The sequence below is a fragment of the Arthrobacter sp. DualSoilB13 genome, from assembly GCF_055389195.1.
Map to the genome: position 1 here is coordinate 1608808 of NZ_AP035865.1, position 21387 is coordinate 1630194.

The window sequence follows — 21387 nt, forward strand, 5'->3', positions numbered from 1 at the left end:
ATCCCGCCCGGGTCTTGCTTGGACCGCGGTGGTGAGCAACTATTGACCATTTGGGGAATCCGAACGGACGCTTGGAAGGCGTAATTGATGATAAGCTCGAATTCCGTGGTGCAGCGATCAAATTCCCGTGTAAATTCCCGGTTCCCGGGCTCGTCCAAGACGACCAAACACATCTTCGTCACCGGTGGTGTGGCGTCCTCGCTCGGTAAGGGTCTGACGGCTTCAAGCCTCGGTCACCTGCTGCGGGCACGTGGTTTGTCTGTAACTATGCAGAAGCTCGATCCTTATCTGAATGTGGATCCGGGCACGATGAACCCCTTCCAGCACGGCGAAGTATTCGTGACCGATGACGGCGCCGAAACTGACCTCGATATTGGTCACTACGAGCGCTTCCTCGACGAAAACCTCGAAGGTTCGGCCAACGTCACAACGGGCCAGATCTACTCCACCGTTATCGCCAAGGAACGTCGTGGCGAATACCTCGGGGACACCGTTCAGGTCATTCCCCACATCACCGATGAAATCAAGCGCCGCATGCGCCTGCCTGCTGAAGGCAAGAACGCTCCGGACGTCATCATCACCGAAATCGGTGGCACCGTGGGCGACATCGAGTCGCAGCCCTTCCTTGAGTCCGCGCGCCAGGTCCGTCAGGATGTGGGCCGCAACAACGTCTTCTTCCTTCACGTTTCGCTGGTCCCGTACATCGGTCCTTCCCAGGAACTGAAGACCAAGCCCACGCAGCACTCCGTGGCAGCCCTTCGCTCCATTGGCATCCAGCCTGAAGCAATCGTGATCCGCTCAGACCGCGAAGTGCCCGAAGCCATGCGCGAGAAGATCGGCCGCATGTGCGACGTCGACATCGACGCCGTGGTCAACGCCGCTGACGCACCCAGCATCTATGACATCCCCAAGACCCTGCACTCCCAGGGCCTGGACTCCTACATCGTCCGTGCGCTGGATCTGCCGTTCAAGGACGTTGACTGGAGCAAGTGGGACAAGCTGCTTGAAGCTGTTCACAACCCCAAGCACGAGGTCGAGGTAGCCCTGGTGGGCAAGTACATCGACCTTCCGGACGCCTACCTCTCGGTCACCGAGGCACTCCGCGCCGGCGGTTTCGCCAACGAAGCCAAGGTCAAGATCCGCTGGGTCCCGTCGGACGAGTGTGAAACTTTGGCAGGGGCAACCAAGTCCCTGGCTGGCGTGGACGCAATCTGCGTTCCCGGTGGCTTTGGTATCCGCGGCCTTGAAGGCAAGCTTGGCGCTCTGAAGTTCGCTCGCGAAACCAAGCTCCCGGTCCTGGGCCTTTGCCTGGGCCTGCAGTGCATGGTGATCGAGTACGCCCGCAACGTGGTCGGCCTTGAAGGGGCTTCCTCCAGCGAGTTCGAGCCGGATTCGAAGTACCCGGTTATCGCCACCATGGAAGAACAGCTGGACATCGTGGACGGCAAGGGAGACCTCGGCGGCACCATGCGTCTGGGCCTCTACGAAGCCAAGCTTGACGAGGGCTCGGTCATTGCCGAGACCTACGGCACCACCACTGTCAGCGAACGCCACCGCCACCGCTACGAGGTCAACAACAAGTACCGCGACCAGATCGCTGCCGAGGGCCTGGTGTTCTCCGGTACTTCCCCTGACGGCAAGCTCGTGGAATATGTGGAGCTTCCCCGCGAAGTCCACCCGTACTACGTGGCAACGCAGGCGCACCCGGAGCTCAGCTCCCGCCCCACGCGCCCGCACCCGCTGTTCGCAGGTTTGGTCAAGGCTGCTTTGGAGCGTCGTGAAGGTGCCCCCGCGGCCACCAAGACCGGCGCCCGCACAGTAGCTGCCAAGTAAACGCAAGTACTAACGAAGGACGGCGCGATGCCCGGCATTTCTGAAACCCCCCGCACATCAAGGCAGGTTTCGGACATGCCGAGCCCGCGCCGTCTTTTGTCTACCAGCAAGGTGTACGAAGGGCGCATTTGGGACGTGGTCAGCGACTCGTTCCAACTGAGTGACGGCACGGACACCCTGGTTCGTGACTACATCGACCACCCGGGTGCGGTTGCGGTGCTGCCCATGAACGTGGACGGCGAAATCCTGTTGCTGAAGCAGTACCGTCATCCGGTGGGCATGGATTTGTGGGAGATCCCCGCTGGCCTGCTGGACGTCGAGGGCGAGGACTTTGTGGTGGGTGCGGCCCGGGAGCTGGCTGAGGAAGCTGATCTGGTTGCCGCTACCTGGAACGTCCTTGTGGACTTCTTCAACTCCCCGGGCTCATCCAGCGAGGCTGTCCGCATCTACTTGGCACGCGGCCTCAGCGATGTCGCCTTGGCGGACCGGCACGTCCGGACCGATGAAGAAGCTGAAATTGAACTCCATTGGGTGCCGCTTGAAGACGCCGTGAAGGCAGTGATGGACGGCCGTCTGCACAATCCCTCAGCCGTGTTGGGGATTCTGGCTGCCGCTGCCGCAAAGGCCGATGGCTTCACCAGCCTTCGCCCCGCCAACGCGCCCTGGCCGGCTCACCCGAGCCAGCGCTGAGCATGGCCGAGGCCGCCACTCGAACCGCAAATGGCGTTGACCGTGCGGTAACTGACTATCTGCAGCACGTCGGCGTGGAACGCGGTTTGGCGGCCAATACCTTATCCGCCTACCGCAGGGACTTGTCCCGGTATTCGAACTTTCTGGCAGCCCAAGGTGTAGATCAGCCGGGAAACATCACCCGGCATCATGTGACGGCTTTCGTCCAGGCGTTGTCCGACGGTTCCGATGGCGGCGCGGTACTGGGCGTCCGCTCCGCCGCGCGGACAGTGGTGGCCGTCCGTGGGCTCCATAAGTTTTGGGCGCTGGAAGGAACCACGACGGCGGACCCCGCCAGCGATGTCCACCCGCCCATGCCAGGCAAACGGCTTCCCAAAGCCATCAGTGTTGGCGAAGTGACGCGCATCCTGGAAGCTGCCGGCTCGGATAGCGCCACTGGCCTCCGGGACCGTGCCCTGCTTGAGTTCCTGTACTCCACAGGGGCCCGCATCAGCGAGGCCGTGGGACTGGACGTCGATGACGTCTCCCTCGAAGACACCGGTGGCGACCCCGCAATTGTGCGGCTGTTCGGCAAGGGGTCCAAGGAGCGTCTGGTGCCTCTGGGCTCCTACGGTGCCCGTGCCGTCGGGGCCTATGTTGTCCGCGGCAGGCCGCTCCTGGCGTCCAAGGGCAAAGGCACTCCCGCGCTGTTCCTCAATGCCCGGGGTGGCCGGATCAGCCGGCAGAGTGCTTGGACCATCCTGAAGACGGCGGCCGAGAAGGCCAACATCACCAAGGATGTTTCGCCGCACACCTTGCGCCATTCCTTTGCCACCCACCTGTTGGAAGGTGGAGCAGATGTCAGGGTGGTGCAGGAGCTCCTGGGACACGCATCAGTAACCACAACACAGGTCTATACATTGGTCACCGCGGATACCTTGCGCGAGGTCTACGCCGCCGCGCATCCGAGGGCGCTCGGATAGCCAAGTCTAGTCAAGCACGTTGAGCGTCAGCTCCACGGCGTCCACGAACAATGCCAACAGCGACGTCCCCAAGCCAGCTACGAGCAACAGCCCGGGGTGTGCAAGCCCCACCACCACCCGCTTGAGCCGCGGGCGTCCACGGAGGAACTTCTTTGGTACGCGTGTCTTCTGCGGTACCTGCCGCCAACCCCGCAACCGCCGCAGGAACCATGCGCAGCGGATAATGAAGGCCATCCAAAGGACGGAGAGGACCAGCGGAACTGCGGCCAGCATGAGGTTGAACCCCAGGGCGGTGACTTCCTTCTCGGAATCGCCAATGACGGTCTGGACGGTGGTGGAGATGGAGGCACTCATCACCACGGAGGCTGCCCACACCATGAACGCTGCCACCAAGGCGAGGAACCGGACGAAGAAGTGGCCGAGGACTGTTGCATCTACGGCCCGGAGATGGCTGCGGGGCGTGGCGTGCAGCACACCCAGCGTGGAGATCAGGGTAGGAAGCGCGGCCACGAGTACCAGCAGGTACCAAGTCCATCCGGCCAGGTCCACCACCTCGTCCAGGACGATCAGCCCTGCCCACACCACGGTCCACGCCCAGCCTGCATAAAGGGGGTGTGCCACCAGCCATCGGGGCAACCACGTGTCCCGTTCCGGTTTGGCTTTGGGAGCTCTTTCTGCGGGCCCTGCAGCGTTGTCGGACGGCGGTTCTGCAACGTCGTCGACGGCGGCCACCTTGGTTGGCCGGTTACCCCCACCTTCTGTCATGGGCTCACTGTAGCAATGGCGGCAGTGGCAGGGGAGATCAGGTTAAGGTAGGCAGCATGACTGCAGCCCATGTGACCTTGTGCTTCCTCCTCCGCGACGGCGCGGACGGCGAGCATGTCCTGCTCGGAACCAAAAAGACAGGTTTCGGCAGGGGCAAGGTAGTGGGGGTGGGCGGCCACGTGGAGCTGGGGGAAACCGCCTCGCAGGCTGCGTGCCGGGAGGTCATGGAGGAAATCAACGTGGTGGTCACGGCGAAGGACCTGATTCCGGCGGGCACTGTGGACTTTGTTTTCCCGGCAAAGCCGGAGTGGAACATGGCCACCACTGTGTTCTTGACCCGCGAGTGGGAGGGCGAGCCGTCCGAAAGCGACGAGATTGCCCCCGCATGGTTCCCTGTGGCGGAACTTCCCGTGGACAGGATGTGGGCCGACGCCGAGCATTGGCTGCCGGCGATGATCGCCGGCCGGCGCATCGCCGTGCGGGTGGCTCTGGCGGCCGATAACGAGAATGTGGCTGACGTCCGAACCCTTGAGTGGGTGGATCCTCAGCTGTAGCAGGAGCGAGTGAAGAACGACGCCGGGCCGGTCGCCTTTCGGTGACCGGCCCGGCGTCGTGCTTCTTGCTTAAGAACCGGAAGCGTTACGGAACGTGCCGCTCTTCGGGCCCGTTGTATTCGCTGAGCGGGCGGATCAGGGAGTTGGACGCTACCTGTTCCATGACGTGTGCTGTCCAGCCGGTGATGCGGCTTGCGACGAACAGCGGCGTGAAAGTCTGGGTGTCGAAGCCCATGAGGTGGTAGGTGGGTCCGGCCGGGTAGTCGAGGTTGGGCTTGATGGCCTTGGCTTCGTCCATGGCTTGCTCGAGTCCGTTGTAGAGGCCCAAGAGTTCGGGTCGTCCGTAGTGGGCGATCATTTTGTCTAGGGCGGCTTTCATGGTGGGCACGCGGGAGTCGCCGTGCTTGTAGACACGGTGTCCGAAGCCCATGACCTTTTTCTTCTGGGCCAGGGCGTCTTCCATCCATGCACGGGCACGGGTGGCGGCTTCTTCGAGGGATTCTTCGCTGCGGATGCCGATCTCGTCAAAGGTGTGCATCACGGCTTCGTTGGCTCCGCCGTGCAGGGGACCCTTAAGGGCACCGATGGCTGCGGTGACAGCGGAGTGCAGGTCCGAGAGGGTGGAGGTGACCACTCGGGCGGTAAAGGTGGAGGCGTTGAAGGAGTGTTCCGCGTACAGGATCATGGAGACGTTAAATGCCTCCACCACTTCGGGCACCTGTTCTTCGCCGAAGGTCATCCAGAGGAAGTTCGCCGAGTAGTCCAGGTCATCGCGGGGCTCAACCGCATCCTGGCCGCGGCGGCGACGTTGATCGTAGGCCACGACGGCGGGCATGGCGGCCCAGAGGTCGATTGCCTTTTTCATGTTGGCTTCTGGTGATGAGTCCTCAGCCAGTTCGTGCCGGGCACCCAGGACGGAGGCGGCCGTGCGGCAGACATCCATGGGGTGGGCGGTGGTGGGTAACGCGTCCACTACCGTCTTGACCACGGGGTCAAGGGCACGGCCCGCACGTTCCCGGGCAGTGAATTCCGCCAGTTCTGTTTCGTTGGGCAGTTCGCCGTTCCACAGCAGGTAGGCCACTTCTTCGAAGCTGCATTTGGCGGCCAGTTCCTGGACCGGGTACCCGCGGTAGAGCAGCGAGTTGGTCTCCGGGTTGACCTTCGAGACGGCGGTGTAGTCCACCACGACGCCGGCCAGGCCCTTTTTGATGTCTTCAGCTGTCATGCTGAACTCCTTCGTTCATAATGCAAGCGGTCCGGAAGCCCCGGACTGCCTGCTTTCCCCTGAATGAATCCCGGTCCTAGCGAATGCCGGGAACCTGGAAGTTGAAAACGCCGGTATCGAACTGGTTGTATGCCTCGTAGTCCACGAGTTCGTAGAGGCGTGCACGCGTGAGCATGTTCTCCACGTCCGCTTCCTGGGTCCCCGCAGCCTTGATCGATTCCAGAGTACGCTCTGCAGCGCCCATGGCAATGCGCAGGAGGGTAACGGGGTAGATGACCATGTTCACTCCTACCCCTTGGAGCTGGTCCACGGTGAAGAGGTCGCTTTTGCCGAACTCTGTCATGTTGGCCAGGATGGGCACGTCCACGGCGTCGCGGATGGCTTGGAACTCGCTCAGATCACGCATGGCTTCCGGGAAGATCGCGTCGGCACCTGCATCCACGAGAGCTCGTGCGCGGTCTTGCGCGGCTTGGAGTCCCTCGACGGCCCGGATGTCGGTGCGGGCCATGATGAGGAAGTTCGGGTCGCGGCGGGCGTCTGCTGCGGCTCGGATGCGTTTGGTGGCGGTGTCGATGTCCACCACGTTTTTGCCGTCCAGGTGGCCGCAGCGTTTCGGGTTGAACTGGTCCTCGATGTGGCAGCCTGCCAGGCCCGCGTTTTCGAGTTCCTGGATGGTCCGGGCCACGTTCATGGGTTCACCGAATCCGGTGTCCGCGTCCACCAGGGAGGGCAGGTCCGTCATGCGGGCGATCTGCCCGGCCCTCGTTGCTACTTCGGTGAGGGTGGTGAGGCCGATGTCGGGCAGGCCGAGGTCGTTGGCCAGGACGGCGCCGGAGATGTAGACGCCGGCGAAGCCTTTTTCCTCGATCAGCCGTGCAGAGAGCGGGTTGAACGCGCCCGGGAACTGCTGCACGGTCCCGGAGGCCAGCAGCTCGCGCAGCTTTACGCGCTTCTGTTCAGGGGTGACTTTGGAGTACAGCATTTAGAACAGTCCCTTGGGTGCAGCATTGAGGTCGATCACGCCGGGTGCTGCGGTGATGTTGAGCTGGTCCAGTTCGCCTTCGCCCAGTTCGGTGACGCGTTCGACGGCGGTGAGGAACCTTTCAATTTCGGCTTCCTCCACCAAACCAGCAGCGAGGGTGCGGAACTTGTTGATGTATTGCTCGCGGGCGAACGGCCGGGCGCCGAGCGGGTGGGCATCGGCCACGGCGATCTCGTCGGTAATCACTGTGCCGTCGTTGAGGGTGATCTCCACGGAACCGCCGAAGGCCTTCTCCGCGATGTCCAGTGAGTGGTAGCGGCGGGTCCATTCCGGGTCTTCTACGGTGGTGACTTTGTGCCAGAGTTCCACGGTGTCCGGGCGGGCGGCGCGTTCGGGGGCGTAGGAGTCCACGTGGTGCCAGGAGCCGTCCTGCAGGGCCACAGTGAAGATGTAGGGGATGGAGTGGTCCAGGGTTTCGCGGGATGCGGTGGGGGAGTACTTCTGGGGATCGTTCGCTCCGGAACCGATCACGTAGTGCGTGTGGTGGCTGGTCTTGATCAGCACGGAGGCTACGTTGGCCGGGTCCGTGGTTTCCGGGTGCTCGCGGTTGAGCTTGCGGGCGAGGTCGATCCAGGCCTGTGCCTGATATTCGGCGGAGTGTTCCTTGGTGTAGGTGTCCAGGATGGCGCGTTTGGCTTCGCCGGGCAGGGGCAGGGGTACTTCGTAGGAGGCGTCGGGGCCGTCGAGCATCCAGGCGATCACGCCGTCTTCGCCTTCGTAGATGGGCACAGGGGAGGTCTGGCCGCGCATGGAGCGGTCCACGGCTTCGACCGCCATCTTGCCCGCGAAAGCCGGGGCGTGGGCCTTCCAGGTGGAGATTTCGCCCTTGCGGGACTGTCGGGTGGCGGTGGTGGTGTGGAGGGCCTGGCCCACGGACTGGAAGATCGTCTCCACGTCCAAACCCAACAACGTGCCGATGCCTGCCGCGGCGGAGGGGCCGAGGTGGGCTACGTGGTCGATCTTGTGTTTGTGCAGGCAGATGGCTTTGACCAGGTTCACCTGGATTTCGTAGCCGGTGGCGATGGCACGGACCAAGTCGGCGCCGTTGGAGCCCACGTGCTGGGCGACGGCCAGGATCGGGGGGATGTTATCTCCCGGGTGGGAGTAGTCCGCGGCCAGGAACGTGTCGTGGTAATCGAGTTCGCGGACGGCTACGCCGTTGGCCCAGGCGGCCCATTCCGGGGAGACCTGATCGCTGATGCCGAAGACGTGCGCGCCCTTGCCATTGGCCGAGGGTGCGTGGGTCAGCGCCTGCGCGCGGGCGGCAACAATGGGGCCACGGTTCAACGACGCGATGGCCACCGAGGCGTTGTCGATGATCCGGTTGATCACCATGTCGGTGACCTCCGGGGTGACGTCAACGGGGTCTGCGGCGACCACGGCGATCTTGTGCGCCAACTGCTCCTCGCGCTGGAGGTTCTCTTCGCTCTTGTAGACGCGGACGTGGTGGTTCTTAACCATGGTGCTCCTTCTGGTGGGACGTTCTACCGGGCCGTGTGGGTGGCTTTGACGTGGGTGAGGCTGCGGTGCAGGTGGACTGTGGTGGCCGCTTCTGCCAACCGGGGGTTGCCCGCGGCGATGGCTTCGGCGATTGCGGCGTGTTCCGCGGCTGCCGCGTGGAGCCTGGCGGTGTCGTCGGCGGCCAGACGCCGGACCCGCACCAAATGGACACGCAGGCTCCGCATGGCGTTCGCCAGATACGCGTTGGAGATCGCGGCATCGATGGCATCGTCCAGGCGACTGACCAGGGCGTAGTACTCGTGTCGTGCGGGATCCTGGTCGCTGAGCAGCTCGGGGGCCAGCAGCAGTTGGGAGTGCAGCTCGGCGAACACGCCCGGCTCGCCGCGTTCGGCAGCAAGGGCAGCGGCTCTCACTTCAAGCGTTTCGCGTAACTCGAACAGTTCGTCGATGCTCTCCAGCGAGATATCGGTGACGACGACGCCGCGGCCGCCTGCCGCCGTCGTCAATCCTTCTGCGGTGAGCCGGCTCAGCGCCTCCCGGACCGGCGTGCGGGACACGCCCAAGCGTTCGGACTGCTCCACCTCCGCGAGGACCGTGCCTGGTTGGAGGCGCCACTCAATGATGTCTTCACGGAGGGCCGAGTAAGCCCGATCACTGGCGCGCATGACCTCAGTGTATACACAGGACTAGCTAGGAGTCATCAAAACCGCGAAATTCAGCAAATTTGTATACATCCGTGGCTAGGCGTGGTTCCAGCCGTACTCGTTCTCCGGCCGGCCGGGAGTGCCATACCGGGGCGCCCGGGTGACCGTTCCGGCGTCGGCCAAGTACTCCAGATAGCGCCGGGCGGTCACCCGGGACATGCCCAGCGCGTCCATCACTTCGCTCGCGGACACGGGCCGATGTCCCGCGCGCACCAAGTCCTTCACTGCCTCCAAGGTGGACCCGGACAGGCCCTTGGGCAGCGGTAGTTCGGTGGGAGCGCGAAGGCTCGCAAACGCTTGGTCTACGTCGCTCTGCGAGGCTCCTGCTTTGGAAATCCCGGACATGGAGCCTGCCAACTGTTCACGGAACGTCCGGTAGCTGCGGAGCTTGTCGGCGAACGTGGCGTAGGTGAAGGGCTTGATGAGGTACTGCACGACGCCGATGGACACGGCGCTGCGCACGATGTTCAGTTCCCGGACGGCAGTGATGGCGATGATGTCCGCAAAGACTCCCGCGGAACGCATCCGGCGGGCGACGTCCAATCCGTGCAGATCCGGGAGGTTCATGTCCAACAGGACCAAATCCACAGGGGAGCCGGAGGCTGCGAATTCGCCCAGGATGCGCAAGGCCGACTGCCCATCCGGCGCCGTCCCCACCAAGGTGAAGCCGTCCAGGCGGCCAACATAGACAGAGTGGGCGTCCGAGGCAATTGGCTCGTCTTCCACCACCAGGACGCGGATGTCTGTCATGCCTTCTCTTCCTCGGGAACCGGCGCGGGGAGCAGAACATGGAACTGTGCTCCGCCGGGATTGCTGATGGTCATCGTACCGTTGAGTCGGTCCACGGCTTGGCGAACCAACGCCAGGCCAACTCCCCGGCCATGAGCGCCGCGAGGGTTCTCTCCCGGGGACTTCGTGCTGAAACCGTACTGCAGGACGTCATCAATGGAGTCCGGATCGATTCCTCTGCCCGAGTCCCGCACCGAGAATTCCACGGCGGACGGCCCGGCTTGAACGTCCAGCTCCACCTTTCGGGGGAAATCACCGGCAGCGGCAGCGTCAATCGCATTGTCCAGCAGGTTCCCCAAGATGGTCACCAGGTCCTGAATTTCCAGGCCCCGGACGCCGGAACTCCCCGATGTCCGCACCACCAAGTCCACCCCGCGTTCGTGGGCTTCGGCAGCCTTGCCCATCACCAGCGCGCTCATGACGGGTTCGTCCACGGAGGCCACCATGTCATCCGTGAGTTGCTGGCTGAGTTCAAGGTCCTTGGTGGCAAAGTCCAGGGCCTGGGGCGTGCGGCCCAACTCCAGGAGTGAAACGATCATGTGAAGGCGGTTTGCATGCTCATGCGTCTGGGCTCGCAGGGCATCAGAGAGCGTCTTCATGGTTTGCAGTTCGGTGCCCAGGGATTCGATTTCGGTACGGTCGCGGATGGTGGCCACCGTGCCGTAGATGGCGGGTTTCTGTCGGCTCCGCTCAGGCAATGGCCCTACTGCAGGGGCCTGGTTGACCACCAAAATCCGCGAACCCGTGAGGTGGATTTCGTCGTGAGCTGGCCTCCCCGACTCGAACAGCGCTCGCAGGCTGCCGTCGAAGGGAAGATCTGCGAGTTTCGGGGCGTCGTCGGGGGACCGGTCGGCGTCTGAAGGTTCCAATCCGAGAAGTTCCGCGGCCTGGTCGTTGTACATCACAGCCTTGCCGTGCGTATCAATCAATATCACGCCTTCGCGAACCGAGTGCAGGACCGATTCGTAATAGGCGAAGAGCTGCGCCAGCTGTTCCGGGCCCCACCCCCGGGTGACGGAGCGCAAGTAGCGGCCCAACAGCCATGAGGCCACCGATCCGAAGAACAGGACCACCAGGGCGATGATGCCAATCACCCCCAATCTCTCAGCGACGTCTGTGTCCACGGTGCGGACCGTCACCCCGGCAGCCACCAGAGCCTTGACGTCGCCGTTGGGATCCAGGACGGGAGCAATGGTGCGGACCGACGGCCCCAACGTTCCGGCGGTCACTTCGGTGAAGGTTTCGCCCCGCAACGCAGGCTCGATGGTCCCAATGTAGGGCTTGCCAAGCTCCTCTGTGCGCGGATGCGTCCAACGGGTCCGGTCGGGAGCCATGATGGTGATGAAGTCGGCGTCGGCGTGATCCATGACCTCCAACGCGTAGGGCTGCAGGACCGCTGAAGGATCTGCTGTTGAGGCCGCCTCCACCACCAGGGGATTGTCGGCCAGGGAGGCGGCGATGGCGAGCATCCTGCCGCCGGCTTCGTCGTACCCCCTGTCCCTGGCTTCCACCACCGAGAACGCGCCGAATACAGCCGTCAGCACCAGGACGAACAACAAATTCGCCACGAACAAACGGCGGGCGATGCTCCAGCTGTGAAACACGAGGGCCTCCCATGACCAATATGACCGCAACGGTGATGTGTGTCACCAACGGCTCAATGATGGATATCACACAAGGGCAGCGGATTGGACATCAGTGCAGGACCGCAGCGCCTTACACAGTATCCAAAGGAGAATCCCATGACCTCTCAACGAGGAGAGTCGGCAGTAGCTGCCAAAACTGGACGCAAGGGGCTCGACAAGTCGCATTACTTGTACATCGCGGTCATCCTGGCCGTAGTGCTCGGCGCCGTCGTCGGCCTGGTGTTCCCTGAAGTTGGAAAGTCCCTCAAGCCCCTCGGGGATGGCTTTATCAAACTCATCAAAATGATGATCGCTCCGGTCATCTTCTGCACCATCGTCCTGGGCATCGGTTCCATCGCCAAGGCGGCCACCGTCGGCAAGGTGGGCGGTCTTGCACTGGGCTACTTCGTGGCGATGTCCACCTTCGCCCTGGCCATCGGCCTGGTAGTCGGAAACCTCATCCACCCCGGTGAGGGACTCAAGCTGACCCCCTACGATCCCACCAAGAAGGCCGACACCAACAGCACGGTGGACTTCCTCCTGGGTATCATTCCCGGTGACATTCCGGTCCTGCCCACCCTGCTTGCGGCGATTCTGGTCGGTTTCGCCCTGCAGAAGATGGGCAAGCAGGGAGCTCCCATCCTCGCCGCCATCGGGCACGGACAGCGCCTCGTCTTCCGTATCCTCATCATGATCATGTGGCTGGCTCCGGTTGGCGCATTCGGTGCCATCGCCGCCGTCGTTGGTGCCACCGGCGCCCAGGCGATCCTCAGCATGTTCACCCTGATGGTGGCCTTCTACATCACCTGCGCACTGTTCATTGTGGTCATTCTCGGAACGCTGCTCCGCGCAGTGGCCGGCGTCAACATCTTCAAGCTCATGAAGTACCTGGGCCGCGAGTACCTCCTGATTTTCTCCACCTCTTCCTCCGAAGCAGCCCTGCCCCGCCTGATCGCCAAGATGGAGCACCTGGGTGTCTCCAAGCCGGTTGTCGGCGTCACAGTGCCCACCGGTTACTCCTTCAACCTTGATGGCACGGCAATCTACCTGACCATGGCCTCCTTGTTCGTTGCCAACGCCATGGGAACTCCTCTTGATCTTGGCGCCCAGGTCTCCCTGCTGGTCTTCATGATCATCGCTTCCAAGGGCGCTGCAGGCGTCACCGGTGCCGGGCTCGCAACCCTGGCCGCTGGCCTCCAGGCACACAAGCCGGAGCTGTTGGGAGGCGTGGGCATGATCGTAGGAATCGACCGCTTCATGTCCGAGGCCCGCGCACTGACCAACTTCACCGGCAATGCAGTTGCCACGGTCCTGATCGGCACCTGGGTGAAGGAAATCGACAACGGCCAGGTAGAGCGTGTCCTCTCCGGCAGCGAACCCTTCGACGAGCAGACCATGATCGCCCACGGCGGCGAAGAAGAGGCAGCTCCCGAAGCTGAGAACCGCGAGAAGGTTACGGTCTAAGCGGACCGCCACCAAACGCGATGCAGTCAGGCGAAGGCCGGCACCCCACCAGGTGCCGGCCTTTGCTGTTTCCCCTGAGCGACCGATGACGCGCCTCAACCTTCGACCTCAACCAGAGGGTCAAGGCTCAAGAATCGGCCAAAGTCAAGTTCCCCAAATAACCGTGTCGGGCGCTGTAGCCTAAAGGGGTAGCAGCGCTGTCGTCCAGGGGCGCAGCGGCAGGGAAGATCGTCGTCGAAAGAGTGGTTAGATACGTGAGCATCGAACGGGGAACAGCTACGCTGGAAGGCACCGAGCTCGATCTGGAAGACGCCATCATGGGGCCCACGGGCCGTCCTTATCGCGAATTCCCTGAACCTGCTCCACTGGCCTCCCACGGCCCGGCGAGAGTCATCGCCATGGTCAACCAAAAGGGTGGAGTGGGTAAGACCACCTCCACCATCAACTTGGCCGCAGCGCTCGCCGAGTACGGTCGGCGTGTCCTGCTGGTGGACTTTGATCCCCAAGGCGCTCTTTCCGCCGGCCTCGGGGCCAATCCGCACGAGCTCGATCTCACCGTCTATAACGTCCTGATGGACCGCAAGGTGAACATCCGCGATGCCATCCAGCAGACCGGTGTTGAAGGCGTTGACCTCCTGCCCGCCAACATCGACCTCTCGGCTGCCGAAGTCCAGCTGGTCAACGAGGTTGCCCGTGAGCAAGTCCTGGACCGCGCCCTCAAAAGCGTTGAGGACGATTACGACGTCGTCTTGATCGACTGCCAGCCGTCTCTGGGCCTGTTGACAGTGAATGCGCTGACTGCCGCCCACGGCGTCATCATTCCGTTGATTTGCGAGTTCTTCGCCTTGCGCGCCGTGGCGCTCCTGGTGGAGACCATCGAGAAGGTACAGGACCGCCTGAATCCGCGCCTGCAGGTGGATGGCGTCCTGGCAACCATGTACGACGCCCGCACCCTGCACAGCCGCGAAGTCATCTCCCGTTTGGTGGAGGCGTTCGGAGACAAAGTCTTCGAGACCGTCATTAAGCGGTCCATCAAGTTTGCTGATGCCACCGTGGCGGCCGAGCCCATCACCAGCTACGCCGGCAACCACATCGGTGCTGACGCTTATCGCCGCCTTGCCAAAGAACTGATCTCGCGCGGCGGCGCGCCCTAGCGGACGGTGGGACCGTCAATCGCTCATACTGCGGAAGCGGACCTGGCCTCGCCCTCTGCTACGGAAACGCCCGTACCGGCAGAAACGCCCGACGCCGGCACCTCCGAAGCCCGCAAAGCCGGCTTTGAGGTACGGCTCACTAACTTCACGGGACCCTTTGATTTACTGCTCGGCCTTATTTCCAAGCACAAGCTGGATATCACCGAGGTGGCGCTAGCCACGGTCACTGATGAGTTCATCAAGTACATCAGGCGTCTCCAGGAGCTGGGGGAGGACTGGGCGCTGGATGAAGCCAGCGAGTTCCTGGTGATTGCCGCAACACTGCTCGACTTGAAGGCGGCGCGCCTTCTGCCGGCCGGTGAAGTGGAGGACGCTGAGGACATTGCCCTTCTGGAAGCAAGGGACCTGCTGTTCGCCCGCCTCCTGCAGTACAAGGCATTCAAGCAGATCGCCGGGATCCTGGGAGAGACGCTGGAGCAGGAAGCCCGGAGGTATCCCCGCCAGGTTGCCCTTGAAGGCCATTTCGCCGCGTTGCTCCCGGAACTGGTGTGGCGGCACACCCCGGAGCAATTCGCCGAACTTGCCGCTAAAGCACTCAAACCCAAGGATTCCGCGTCGGCCGAAGTTGGCTTGGAACACCTCCACGCTCCGCCGGTCAGCGTCAAGGAGCAGGCCGAGATCATGGGCTACCGCTTGAAGCTTGGCGCGCCCTTGTCTTTCAAAACCTTGATCGCAGATGCCGAGACCACCTTAGTGGTGGTGGCGCGCTTCCTGGCGTTGCTGGAAATGTTCCGTGACAGGGTGGTGGCCTTCGAGCAGCCCGAGCCGTTGGCTGAGTTGACGGTTCGATGGACAGGCGATGACGCCGGCTGGGACAGTTCCAGCCTGAGCGAGGAGTACGGGCCTGAAGCAGGAACAGGAAGCGGGGATGGCGCCAGTGAATGAGCAGGAAACGGTGCAGGACGGGCTGGCAGAGCTGGAAGCTTTGCCCGGCGGTGCGCGTGCAGCGTTGGAAGCTGTCCTCATGGTGATCGATGAGCCGGCCACTTCGGAGGAGCTGGCCGCCGGGCTCAACGTGACGGTGGCCGTCGTCGAGGATTTGCTGCAGGACCTGCAGCGGGAGTATAGCGGCTATACTGTTAAAGCCCCGGACGTGGATGCTGTCGGCTTTGCCGATGCCAGCACTGCACCCCGGGGTTTTGAATTGCGGAACGTCGCCGGTGGGTGGCGGATTTATTCACGGGCGGAATTCGCCGACGTCGTGGGGAGATTCGTCCTCGAAGGGCAGACCACCAGGCTGACTCAGGCAGCGCTTGAGACACTGGCGGTCATTGCTTACCGGCAACCGGTCTCAAGGGCCCGGGTGTCCGCCATTCGCGGCGTCAACGTAGATTCCGTGGTCCGGACTCTTACCCAGCGGGGTTTGATCGAGGACTCCGGAAACGATCCCGAATCGGGGGCTGTCCTCTACAGGACAACCTCGTACTTCCTGGAACGGATGGGAATCGGCTCGGTGGCTGAACTGCCACAGCTCTCGCCGCACCTTCCTGGCTTGGAAGGCATCGACGAGTACTACGACGCCAGCCGGATGTAGCCACGGCCAACACCGGTACTGCAAGAGAACTTCATACTGATTCACGGCGCCATATCAAGGTGCACAGCGACAAGGGGCAGACGATGTCTGCCCGGCTGGCTAGTGTTGATTTCAACACCTATTGCCGGCCATTACTACACAAGGACGGGTCATGACACAGGCGGGACGCCAGAGTTCACCACGTAACGGTTCGGGACGAAACAGTTCCGGACGCAATGAGGCCAAGGGAGGCGGCACCGGCCGCTCCAACGCCGGCGGCTTCTCAGGCCGCGGCGGCAGCGCCGGCGCTGGAAAGCGCAACTTCTCACAGGGCGAGGGCCGCCCCTTTAAGGCTCCGAAGCCGCGTGAAGCGGCACCTTTCGATCCCGACAACCCCACATCAGCGGGCGATTACGACCGCGGCCAGGCAGCAAGGCCCGCTAAGCCCTTCCGCAAGCCCGGCTCCAACAAGCCCGGCTTTGGCAAGGCACCCGGCACTCCCGGTGCCATCAAGCCCAAGGCAAAGCCGGCACGGCAGTATGGCTCCAAGGCCTTCGGCAGCGAACGCTTCGGCCAGAACCTGGGCCCCATCCGCAAGCCGGCCCGCAACCGCGGCCCGCGCCAGGAAGTGCCCCAGTCCGATCTCCACGATGCTGACGGCGTACGCCTGCAGAAGGTCATGGCGCAGGCAGGCGTGGCCTCACGCCGCGTGTGCGAGGAAATGATCCTCGAAGGCCGCGTCGAGGTTGACGGTGTGGTCACCACCGAACTTGGTATGCGCGTTGATCCTACGGCGGCTGTGATCCACGTTGATGGCATCCGGATCCAGCTCGACGACACCCTGGTCTACATGGTCTTCAACAAGCCCAAGGGCGTTGTTTCCACCATGGAGGACCCCGAAGGCCGTCCCTGCATCAGCGACTTCCTCAAGAACAACAAGAACAAGGGCGAACGCCTGTTCCACGTCGGCCGCTTGGACGTCGCCACTGAGGGGCTGCTGCTCCTGACCAACGACGGCGAACTGGCCAACCGATTGACGCACCCTTCGTACGAGGTGCCTAAGACGTACCTGGTCCAGGTGCGTGGCCCCTTCCCGCAAGGCGTGGGCGCAAAGCTGAAGAACGGCGTCGAGCTCGAAGACGGCGTAGCTGCGGTGGACTCGTTCCGTTTGGTTGACTCCACCCCCGGCCACGTCCTCATTGAGGTTGTGCTCCACTCCGGCAAGAACCGTATTGTGCGCCGCATGTTCGACGCCGTCGGCTTCCCGGTGGAGCGACTTGTCCGCGTCAAGGTGGGGCCCATCGGCTTGGGAGACCAGCGCCAGGGCAGCATCCGCAACCTCGGCAGGCAGGAAGTCGGACACCTCCTGGCATCGGTGGGACTCTAAGGCATGTCGGCATTCGGTACGCACGGCCGGGGCCATCTTGATGGCCCGGTCGTCGTTCTCGGTACAGGCTTGCTCGGGGCCAGCATTGGCCTCGGCCTGCGCGGACGCGGAGTCCCCGTTTTCCTGTTTGATCCCTCGCCCACCAACCAGGCGGTGGCGGTGGACATCGGTGCGGGACGGCCACTGGGGGAGCTGGATGAACAACCCCAACTGGTAGTTGTCGCGGCCCCGCCGGACGTTACCGCCGACGTCGTACAGAAGGCACTGGCGGATTACGCTTCAGCGGTGGTGGTTGATATTGCCAGCGTCAAGGCCACCATCCAGGCGCAGTTGCGGGAACGCGGCGTTGACCTCGCCCGCTACGTGGGTACCCACCCCATGGCAGGTAGGGAGAAGTCCGGTCCGGTTGCGGCCAGGGGAGAGCTTTTCACGTCCATGCCGTGGGTACTCTGCCCCTCCGAAGAAACGTCGGACGCTGCACTCCAAACCGCACGTTCGCTGGCGGGAGATCTGGGAGCAATTGTTTCCCAATTCACCGCCGACGAGCACGATGAAGCCGTGGCCTTGGTGTCTCACTTGCCGCAGATCATGTCCTCCCTTCTGGCGAGCCGTCTGCAGGGTACGCCGTTGCATGCCCTGTCCTTGGCGGGCAACGGACTCCGGGACACCACCCGCATTGCAGCCAGCGATCCCACCCTCTGGGTGCAGATCCTGGGCGGCAACGCGGAAAAGGTGGTTTCCATCCTGCATGGTGTGCGTGAGGACCTGAACCGTCTGATCGGCACCTTGGAAGAACCCCTCGCCCCCGGCGCGCGGCTGGACCTCGCCCAACTGATCAGTGAGGGCAATGCAGGCCAGGCCCGGATCCCGGGAAAGCACGGCGGACCTCCCCAGGCGTACTCGTGGCTCACCATCCTGGTGGATGATAAACCGGGCCAGATCGCGCACCTCCTCACGGAAATCGGTGAGATCGGTGTGAACCTCGAAGACCTTCGGCTGGACCATTCCTCCGGACAAAACGTGGGCATGGTGGAACTTTCCGTGCTTCCGAGCAAGCATGACCTCCTTGTTGAAGCTTTGACTGACCGTGGATGGCGGGTACTCCAGTAATGACGCGTGAATTCTTTGGCCCGGAGACAGTTGCCCGCCCCGGCAAGCCGCTCGTGATCGCGATCGACGGCCCATCGGGGTCCGGCAAGTCCAGCGTCAGCAAGGAAGTCGCCCGGCGCTTGAAGCTGGCGTACCTCGATACCGGTGCCATGTACCGTGCCCTGACCTGGTTCTGCCTTAAGACCGGCGTTGACCTTCAGGACGGTGCCGCGGTGGAACAGGCTTCCAAGATCATGCCGTTGGAGATCAGTACCACTACCGCCACGGAATATGTGGCGGTTGATGGCACGGACATCACGGACGAGATCCGGGATCCTTTGATCTCCTCGTCGGTCAGTGCTGTGGCCACCACGCTTGGTGCCCGCGCCGAGCTGATCCGTCGCCAGCGTGATCTGATCGACCAGCACCACCGCCGCATGGTGGTGGAAGGACGCGACATCACCACCGTCGTCGTCCCTAACGCTGAGGTTCGCATGCTCTTGACCGCCAGTGAGGAAGCCAGGCTGCGGCGTCGTGGGATCCAGTTGGGCGGCACGCAAACCAAGGAGCAGCTCAAAGCCCAGGTGATCCAGCGTGACGCCAAGGACTCAACGGTGGTGAACTTCACCCAAGCCGCCGACGGAGTGGTGACGCTCGATTCCTCCGATCTGAACTTTGAGGAAACGGTGGAGACCGCGCTGGCGATCGTGAGCAAGGTTATTTATGGCGACTGAGACTCAGCTGCCCTCCGCCGGGAGCAGGTTGTGGAGCCGACCCGTTGGCTGGCTCCTGGACCACGTCATTTATCGGACCATCGTGGCGGGCAAAAGCAACGTCCCTGCGGCCGGACCGGTGGTATTCGCCGCGAACCACATCAGCTTCCTGGACGGGCCGGTGATGTTCGGCGCGTCGCCGCGTCCCATGCACATCCTGGTTAAGAAAGAGATGTTCAAGGGCTTCCTGGGCAAGGTTTTGCGAGGATCCGGACAGATCCCCGTGGACCGGGCCGGCGACCGCACCGCCCTGCATGTCGGCAAGAAACTGCTCGACGCCGGTCGTTGCGTAGGGATTCTTCCCGAAGGAACCCGGGGGAGCGGCTCGGCAGAAAACATCAGCAACGGAGTTGCGTGGCTCGCCCTCACCACGGGAGCCACTGTTATACCGGTTGCCATCCTCGGAACCCGTCAGGATGATGAGCATCGCGACCATATCCCCAAACCACGCCGTAAGCTCCATGTGAGCTTCGGCGAACCCATCACGGTGAAGCGCCGGAAGGGCGAACCGGGGCGTGTTTCAATGGACAGGGCGGCTACGGAGATCCGTGAAGCCCTGGCCGGTCACGTCCAGGACGCCATCCGGGCCACAGGCCAGGGCCTTCCCCTGGAACCTGCGCCCGGTAAACCCACTTCGCAGCACCGCCACTCAGCAGTAGCCGGGACGCCGGCAGACCAACCACTAAGGAAAGTGCAATGAGCGATACGACTCAAAAATCCGGCCTCCACGGAGCCGGCGACGACGAATACACGCCCACCGGCACCGACCAGGTGGCGGAAAACCTGGCGGCCCTGGACGACGACGAGGCAGAGCTCCGCGCGGCCACCCTCCGGGCAGGCCTGGAGGACTACGAGCTCGACGAAGAAGACGCCGCGCTGCTCAGCGGTGAATATGGCGATGAGGGCGACGAAGGTCCCCTCAAGCTGGACCCGGTCCTGGCCATCATCGGACGCCCGAACGTGGGTAAGTCCACCTTGGTTAACCGCATCCTTGGCCGCCGCGAAGCCGTTGTTGAGGACACCCCGGGTGTAACCCGCGACCGCGTCATGTACTCGGCCCGTTGGAACGGCCGCAACTTCACCCTGGTGGACACCGGCGGTTGGGAGCACGACGCCAAGGGCATCCACGCCCGCGTAGCTGAACAGGCCGAAATGGCCGTGGAGCTTGCCGACGCCGTACTGTTCGTCGTGGACTCCGCCGTTGGCGCTACGGCCACGGACGAGGGCGTCATGAAGATGCTCCGCAAGAGCAAGAAGCCGGTCATCATGGTGGCCAACAAGGTGGACGACTTCGCCCAGGAAGCTGATTCTGCTGCACTGTGGGGATTGGGCTTTGGCCAGCCGTACCCGGTGTCGGCCCTGCACGGCCGCGGTGTCGCAGACCTCCTGGACCACGTCATGGACACCCTTCCCGAGTTCTCCCTGGTGGACGGTGTGGAGCGTTCAGGCGGTCCTCGCCGCATCGCCCTGATTGGTCGCCCGAACGTGGGTAAGTCCTCCCTGCTCAATAAGCTCGCGGGCTCCGAGCGCGTCGTGGTGGATCCGCTGGCCGGTACTACGCGTGACCCGGTTGACGAGTTCATCGAACTTGGCGACCGCACGTGGCGCTTCGTAGACACCGCGGGTATCCGCCGCCGCCAGCACATGGCACAGGGCGCAGATTTCTACGCCTCCCTGCGCACGCAGGCAGCGCTCGAGAAGGCGGAGGTCGCCGTCGTGCTTCTTGCCGTCGATGAGGTCCTCAGCGAGCAGGATGTCCGCATCCTGCAGTTGGCCATCGAGTCCGGCCGTGCCCTGGTTCTGGCCTTCAATAAGTGGGACCTGCTGGACGATGAACGCCGTCGTTACCTCGAACGCGAAATCGAGCAGGACCTTGCCCACGTTGAATGGGCTCCCCGCGTGAACATTTCGGCCAAGACCGGCTGGCACAAGGACCGCCTGGTCCCTGCGCTGGATATCGCACTGGAGAGCTGGGACCGCCGCATTCCCACTGGACGCCTGAACGCGTTCCTGGGCGAGCTCGTGGCAGCGCACCCGCACCCGGTCCGTGGCGGCAAGCAGCCGCGCATCCTCTTTGGCACCCAGGCATCCAGCCGCCCGCCGAAGTTCGTGCTGTTCACCACCGGCTTCCTGGACCCCGGATACCGTCGCTTCATCACCCGCCGCCTCCGCGAAACGTTCGGCTTTGAGGGCACGCCCATCGAGGTCAACATGCGCGTGCGCGAAAAGCGTGGCAAGAAGCGCTAAATGAGACGGGCATCACAGCCCACTTTGGCTGTGATGGCGTCTCCGACCTC

At 63.2% G+C, this 21387-nt stretch carries 20 protein-coding genes; 13 read left to right on the top strand and 7 right to left on the bottom strand.

Features of this window, described 5'->3' with window-relative positions; translation table 11 throughout:
• Positions 1 to 87: 87 nt before the first annotated feature.
• The 3 genes from ACZ5J0_RS07470 to xerD are packed head-to-tail and all read left to right on the top strand — an operon-like array spanning position 88 to position 3485.
• On the top strand, positions 88 to 1833 hold the full coding sequence (locus ACZ5J0_RS07470; RefSeq protein WP_166842716.1) for a CTP synthase: 1746 nt from the start codon (positions 88 to 90) through the stop codon (positions 1831 to 1833).
• 27 nt (positions 1834 to 1860) lie between these two features.
• Positions 1861 to 2523, top strand: coding sequence for an NUDIX domain-containing protein (locus ACZ5J0_RS07475; RefSeq protein ID WP_142939572.1), 663 nt, complete (start codon positions 1861 to 1863; stop codon positions 2521 to 2523).
• Positions 2524 to 2525: 2 nt separating this feature from the next.
• Positions 2526 to 3485, top strand: a complete 960-nt coding sequence (gene xerD, locus ACZ5J0_RS07480) for a site-specific tyrosine recombinase XerD (RefSeq protein WP_142939571.1) — start codon at positions 2526 to 2528, stop codon at positions 3483 to 3485.
• 6 nt (positions 3486 to 3491) lie between these two features.
• On the opposite strand, the gene ACZ5J0_RS07485 is transcribed toward xerD, so the two are convergent.
• Entirely contained in the window at positions 3492 to 4250 is a 759-nt protein-coding gene (locus ACZ5J0_RS07485; protein ID WP_464094508.1) for a hypothetical protein, read from the bottom strand.
• Positions 4251 to 4306: 56 nt separating this feature from the next.
• On the opposite strand from ACZ5J0_RS07485, the gene ACZ5J0_RS07490 reads away from it, so the two are divergent.
• Complete coding sequence (locus tag ACZ5J0_RS07490; protein ID WP_464094509.1) at positions 4307 to 4804, top strand: 8-oxo-dGTP diphosphatase; 498 nt, start codon at positions 4307 to 4309, stop codon at positions 4802 to 4804.
• Positions 4805 to 4889: 85 nt separating this feature from the next.
• Here ACZ5J0_RS07490 and ACZ5J0_RS07495 read toward each other — a convergent pair whose 3' ends face one another.
• The 6 genes from ACZ5J0_RS07495 to ACZ5J0_RS07520 all read right to left on the bottom strand — a co-directional run bounded on the left by ACZ5J0_RS07495 (position 4890) and on the right by ACZ5J0_RS07520 (position 11629).
• Complete coding sequence (locus tag ACZ5J0_RS07495) at positions 4890 to 6029, bottom strand: bifunctional 2-methylcitrate synthase/citrate synthase (RefSeq protein WP_464094510.1); 1140 nt, start codon at positions 6027 to 6029, stop codon at positions 4890 to 4892.
• Between the two features lie 76 nt (positions 6030 to 6105).
• Positions 6106 to 7011, bottom strand: coding sequence for a methylisocitrate lyase (gene prpB, locus ACZ5J0_RS07500; protein WP_464094511.1), 906 nt, complete (start codon positions 7009 to 7011; stop codon positions 6106 to 6108).
• Positions 7012 to 8532, bottom strand: coding sequence for an MmgE/PrpD family protein (locus ACZ5J0_RS07505; RefSeq protein WP_464094512.1), 1521 nt, complete (start codon positions 8530 to 8532; stop codon positions 7012 to 7014).
• Positions 8533 to 8555: 23 nt separating this feature from the next.
• On the bottom strand, positions 8556 to 9197 hold the full coding sequence (locus ACZ5J0_RS07510) for a GntR family transcriptional regulator (protein ID WP_166842722.1): 642 nt from the start codon (positions 9195 to 9197) through the stop codon (positions 8556 to 8558).
• 75 nt (positions 9198 to 9272) lie between these two features.
• The gene (locus ACZ5J0_RS07515; RefSeq protein WP_223942267.1) at positions 9273 to 9986 is read right to left on the bottom strand and encodes a response regulator; all 714 of its coding nucleotides are present in this window, start codon (positions 9984 to 9986) and stop codon (positions 9273 to 9275) included.
• Positions 9983 to 11629, bottom strand: coding sequence for a sensor histidine kinase (locus tag ACZ5J0_RS07520; protein ID WP_464094513.1), 1647 nt, complete (start codon positions 11627 to 11629; stop codon positions 9983 to 9985). The genes ACZ5J0_RS07515 and ACZ5J0_RS07520 overlap by 4 nt, the downstream gene beginning before the upstream one ends.
• Positions 11630 to 11767: 138 nt before the next feature.
• On the opposite strand from ACZ5J0_RS07520, the gene ACZ5J0_RS07525 reads away from it, so the two are divergent.
• The 9 genes from ACZ5J0_RS07525 (at position 11768) to der (ending at position 21337) form a co-directional block, all read left to right on the top strand.
• A complete protein-coding gene (locus tag ACZ5J0_RS07525; RefSeq protein ID WP_142939562.1) occupies positions 11768 to 13114 on the top strand; it encodes a cation:dicarboxylate symporter family transporter in 1347 nt (448 codons plus the stop codon).
• A 254-nt stretch (positions 13115 to 13368) separates the two neighbouring features.
• The gene (locus ACZ5J0_RS07530; RefSeq protein ID WP_024820433.1) at positions 13369 to 14268 is read left to right on the top strand and encodes a ParA family protein; all 900 of its coding nucleotides are present in this window, start codon (positions 13369 to 13371) and stop codon (positions 14266 to 14268) included.
• A 6-nt stretch (positions 14269 to 14274) separates the two neighbouring features.
• Complete coding sequence (locus tag ACZ5J0_RS07535) at positions 14275 to 15213, top strand: segregation and condensation protein A (protein ID WP_464094514.1); 939 nt, start codon at positions 14275 to 14277, stop codon at positions 15211 to 15213.
• The gene (scpB, locus tag ACZ5J0_RS07540; RefSeq protein WP_223942269.1) at positions 15197 to 15862 is read left to right on the top strand and encodes an SMC-Scp complex subunit ScpB; all 666 of its coding nucleotides are present in this window, start codon (positions 15197 to 15199) and stop codon (positions 15860 to 15862) included. Before ACZ5J0_RS07535 ends, scpB begins: the two co-directional genes overlap by 17 nt.
• Before the next feature lie 151 nt (positions 15863 to 16013).
• Positions 16014 to 17228, top strand: coding sequence for a pseudouridine synthase (locus ACZ5J0_RS07545; RefSeq protein WP_062067812.1), 1215 nt, complete (start codon positions 16014 to 16016; stop codon positions 17226 to 17228).
• A gap of 3 nt (positions 17229 to 17231) precedes the next feature.
• Positions 17232 to 18338 (top strand): prephenate dehydrogenase, encoded by a 1107-nt coding sequence (locus ACZ5J0_RS07550; RefSeq protein ID WP_250821545.1) that lies wholly within the window; start codon positions 17232 to 17234, stop codon positions 18336 to 18338.
• On the top strand, positions 18338 to 19051 hold the full coding sequence (gene cmk, locus ACZ5J0_RS07555) for a (d)CMP kinase (protein WP_464094515.1): 714 nt from the start codon (positions 18338 to 18340) through the stop codon (positions 19049 to 19051). The genes ACZ5J0_RS07550 and cmk overlap by 1 nt, the downstream gene beginning before the upstream one ends.
• A complete protein-coding gene (locus tag ACZ5J0_RS07560; RefSeq protein ID WP_464094516.1) occupies positions 19041 to 19790 on the top strand; it encodes a lysophospholipid acyltransferase family protein in 750 nt (249 codons plus the stop codon). The genes cmk and ACZ5J0_RS07560 overlap by 11 nt, the downstream gene beginning before the upstream one ends.
• Positions 19787 to 21337: a ribosome biogenesis GTPase Der gene (gene der, locus ACZ5J0_RS07565; RefSeq protein WP_024820440.1), complete on the top strand. Its 1551-nt coding sequence runs from the start codon at positions 19787 to 19789 to the stop codon at positions 21335 to 21337. Before ACZ5J0_RS07560 ends, der begins: the two co-directional genes overlap by 4 nt.
• Positions 21338 to 21387: the final 50 nt, after the last annotated feature.

What these genes read in the sequence shown, in the direction of transcription:
- ACZ5J0_RS07470 (WP_166842716.1), top strand. Translation starts at nt 88, where the DNA reads ATGATAAGCTCGAATTCCGTGGTGCAGCGATCAAATTCCCGTGTAAAT.
- ACZ5J0_RS07475 (WP_142939572.1), top strand. Translation starts at nt 1,861, where the DNA reads ATGCCCGGCATTTCTGAAACCCCCCGCACATCAAGGCAGGTTTCGGAC.
- xerD (WP_142939571.1), top strand. Translation starts at nt 2,526, where the DNA reads ATGGCCGAGGCCGCCACTCGAACCGCAAATGGCGTTGACCGTGCGGTA.
- ACZ5J0_RS07485 (WP_464094508.1), bottom strand. Translation starts at nt 4,250, where the DNA reads ATGACAGAAGGTGGGGGTAACCGGCCAACCAAGGTGGCCGCCGTCGAC.
- ACZ5J0_RS07490 (WP_464094509.1), top strand. Translation starts at nt 4,307, where the DNA reads ATGACTGCAGCCCATGTGACCTTGTGCTTCCTCCTCCGCGACGGCGCG.
- ACZ5J0_RS07495 (WP_464094510.1), bottom strand. Translation starts at nt 6,029, where the DNA reads ATGACAGCTGAAGACATCAAAAAGGGCCTGGCCGGCGTCGTGGTGGAC.
- prpB (WP_464094511.1), bottom strand. Translation starts at nt 7,011, where the DNA reads ATGCTGTACTCCAAAGTCACCCCTGAACAGAAGCGCGTAAAGCTGCGC.
- ACZ5J0_RS07505 (WP_464094512.1), bottom strand. Translation starts at nt 8,532, where the DNA reads ATGGTTAAGAACCACCACGTCCGCGTCTACAAGAGCGAAGAGAACCTC.
- ACZ5J0_RS07510 (WP_166842722.1), bottom strand. Translation starts at nt 9,197, where the DNA reads ATGCGCGCCAGTGATCGGGCTTACTCGGCCCTCCGTGAAGACATCATT.
- ACZ5J0_RS07515 (WP_223942267.1), bottom strand. Translation starts at nt 9,986, where the DNA reads ATGACAGACATCCGCGTCCTGGTGGTGGAAGACGAGCCAATTGCCTCG.
- ACZ5J0_RS07525 (WP_142939562.1), top strand. Translation starts at nt 11,768, where the DNA reads ATGACCTCTCAACGAGGAGAGTCGGCAGTAGCTGCCAAAACTGGACGC.
- scpB (WP_223942269.1), top strand. Translation starts at nt 15,197, where the DNA reads ATGGCGCCAGTGAATGAGCAGGAAACGGTGCAGGACGGGCTGGCAGAG.
- ACZ5J0_RS07545 (WP_062067812.1), top strand. Translation starts at nt 16,014, where the DNA reads ATGACACAGGCGGGACGCCAGAGTTCACCACGTAACGGTTCGGGACGA.
- ACZ5J0_RS07550 (WP_250821545.1), top strand. Translation starts at nt 17,232, where the DNA reads ATGTCGGCATTCGGTACGCACGGCCGGGGCCATCTTGATGGCCCGGTC.
- cmk (WP_464094515.1), top strand. Translation starts at nt 18,338, where the DNA reads ATGACGCGTGAATTCTTTGGCCCGGAGACAGTTGCCCGCCCCGGCAAG.
- ACZ5J0_RS07560 (WP_464094516.1), top strand. Translation starts at nt 19,041, where the DNA reads ATGGCGACTGAGACTCAGCTGCCCTCCGCCGGGAGCAGGTTGTGGAGC.
- der (WP_024820440.1), top strand. Translation starts at nt 19,787, where the DNA reads ATGAGCGATACGACTCAAAAATCCGGCCTCCACGGAGCCGGCGACGAC.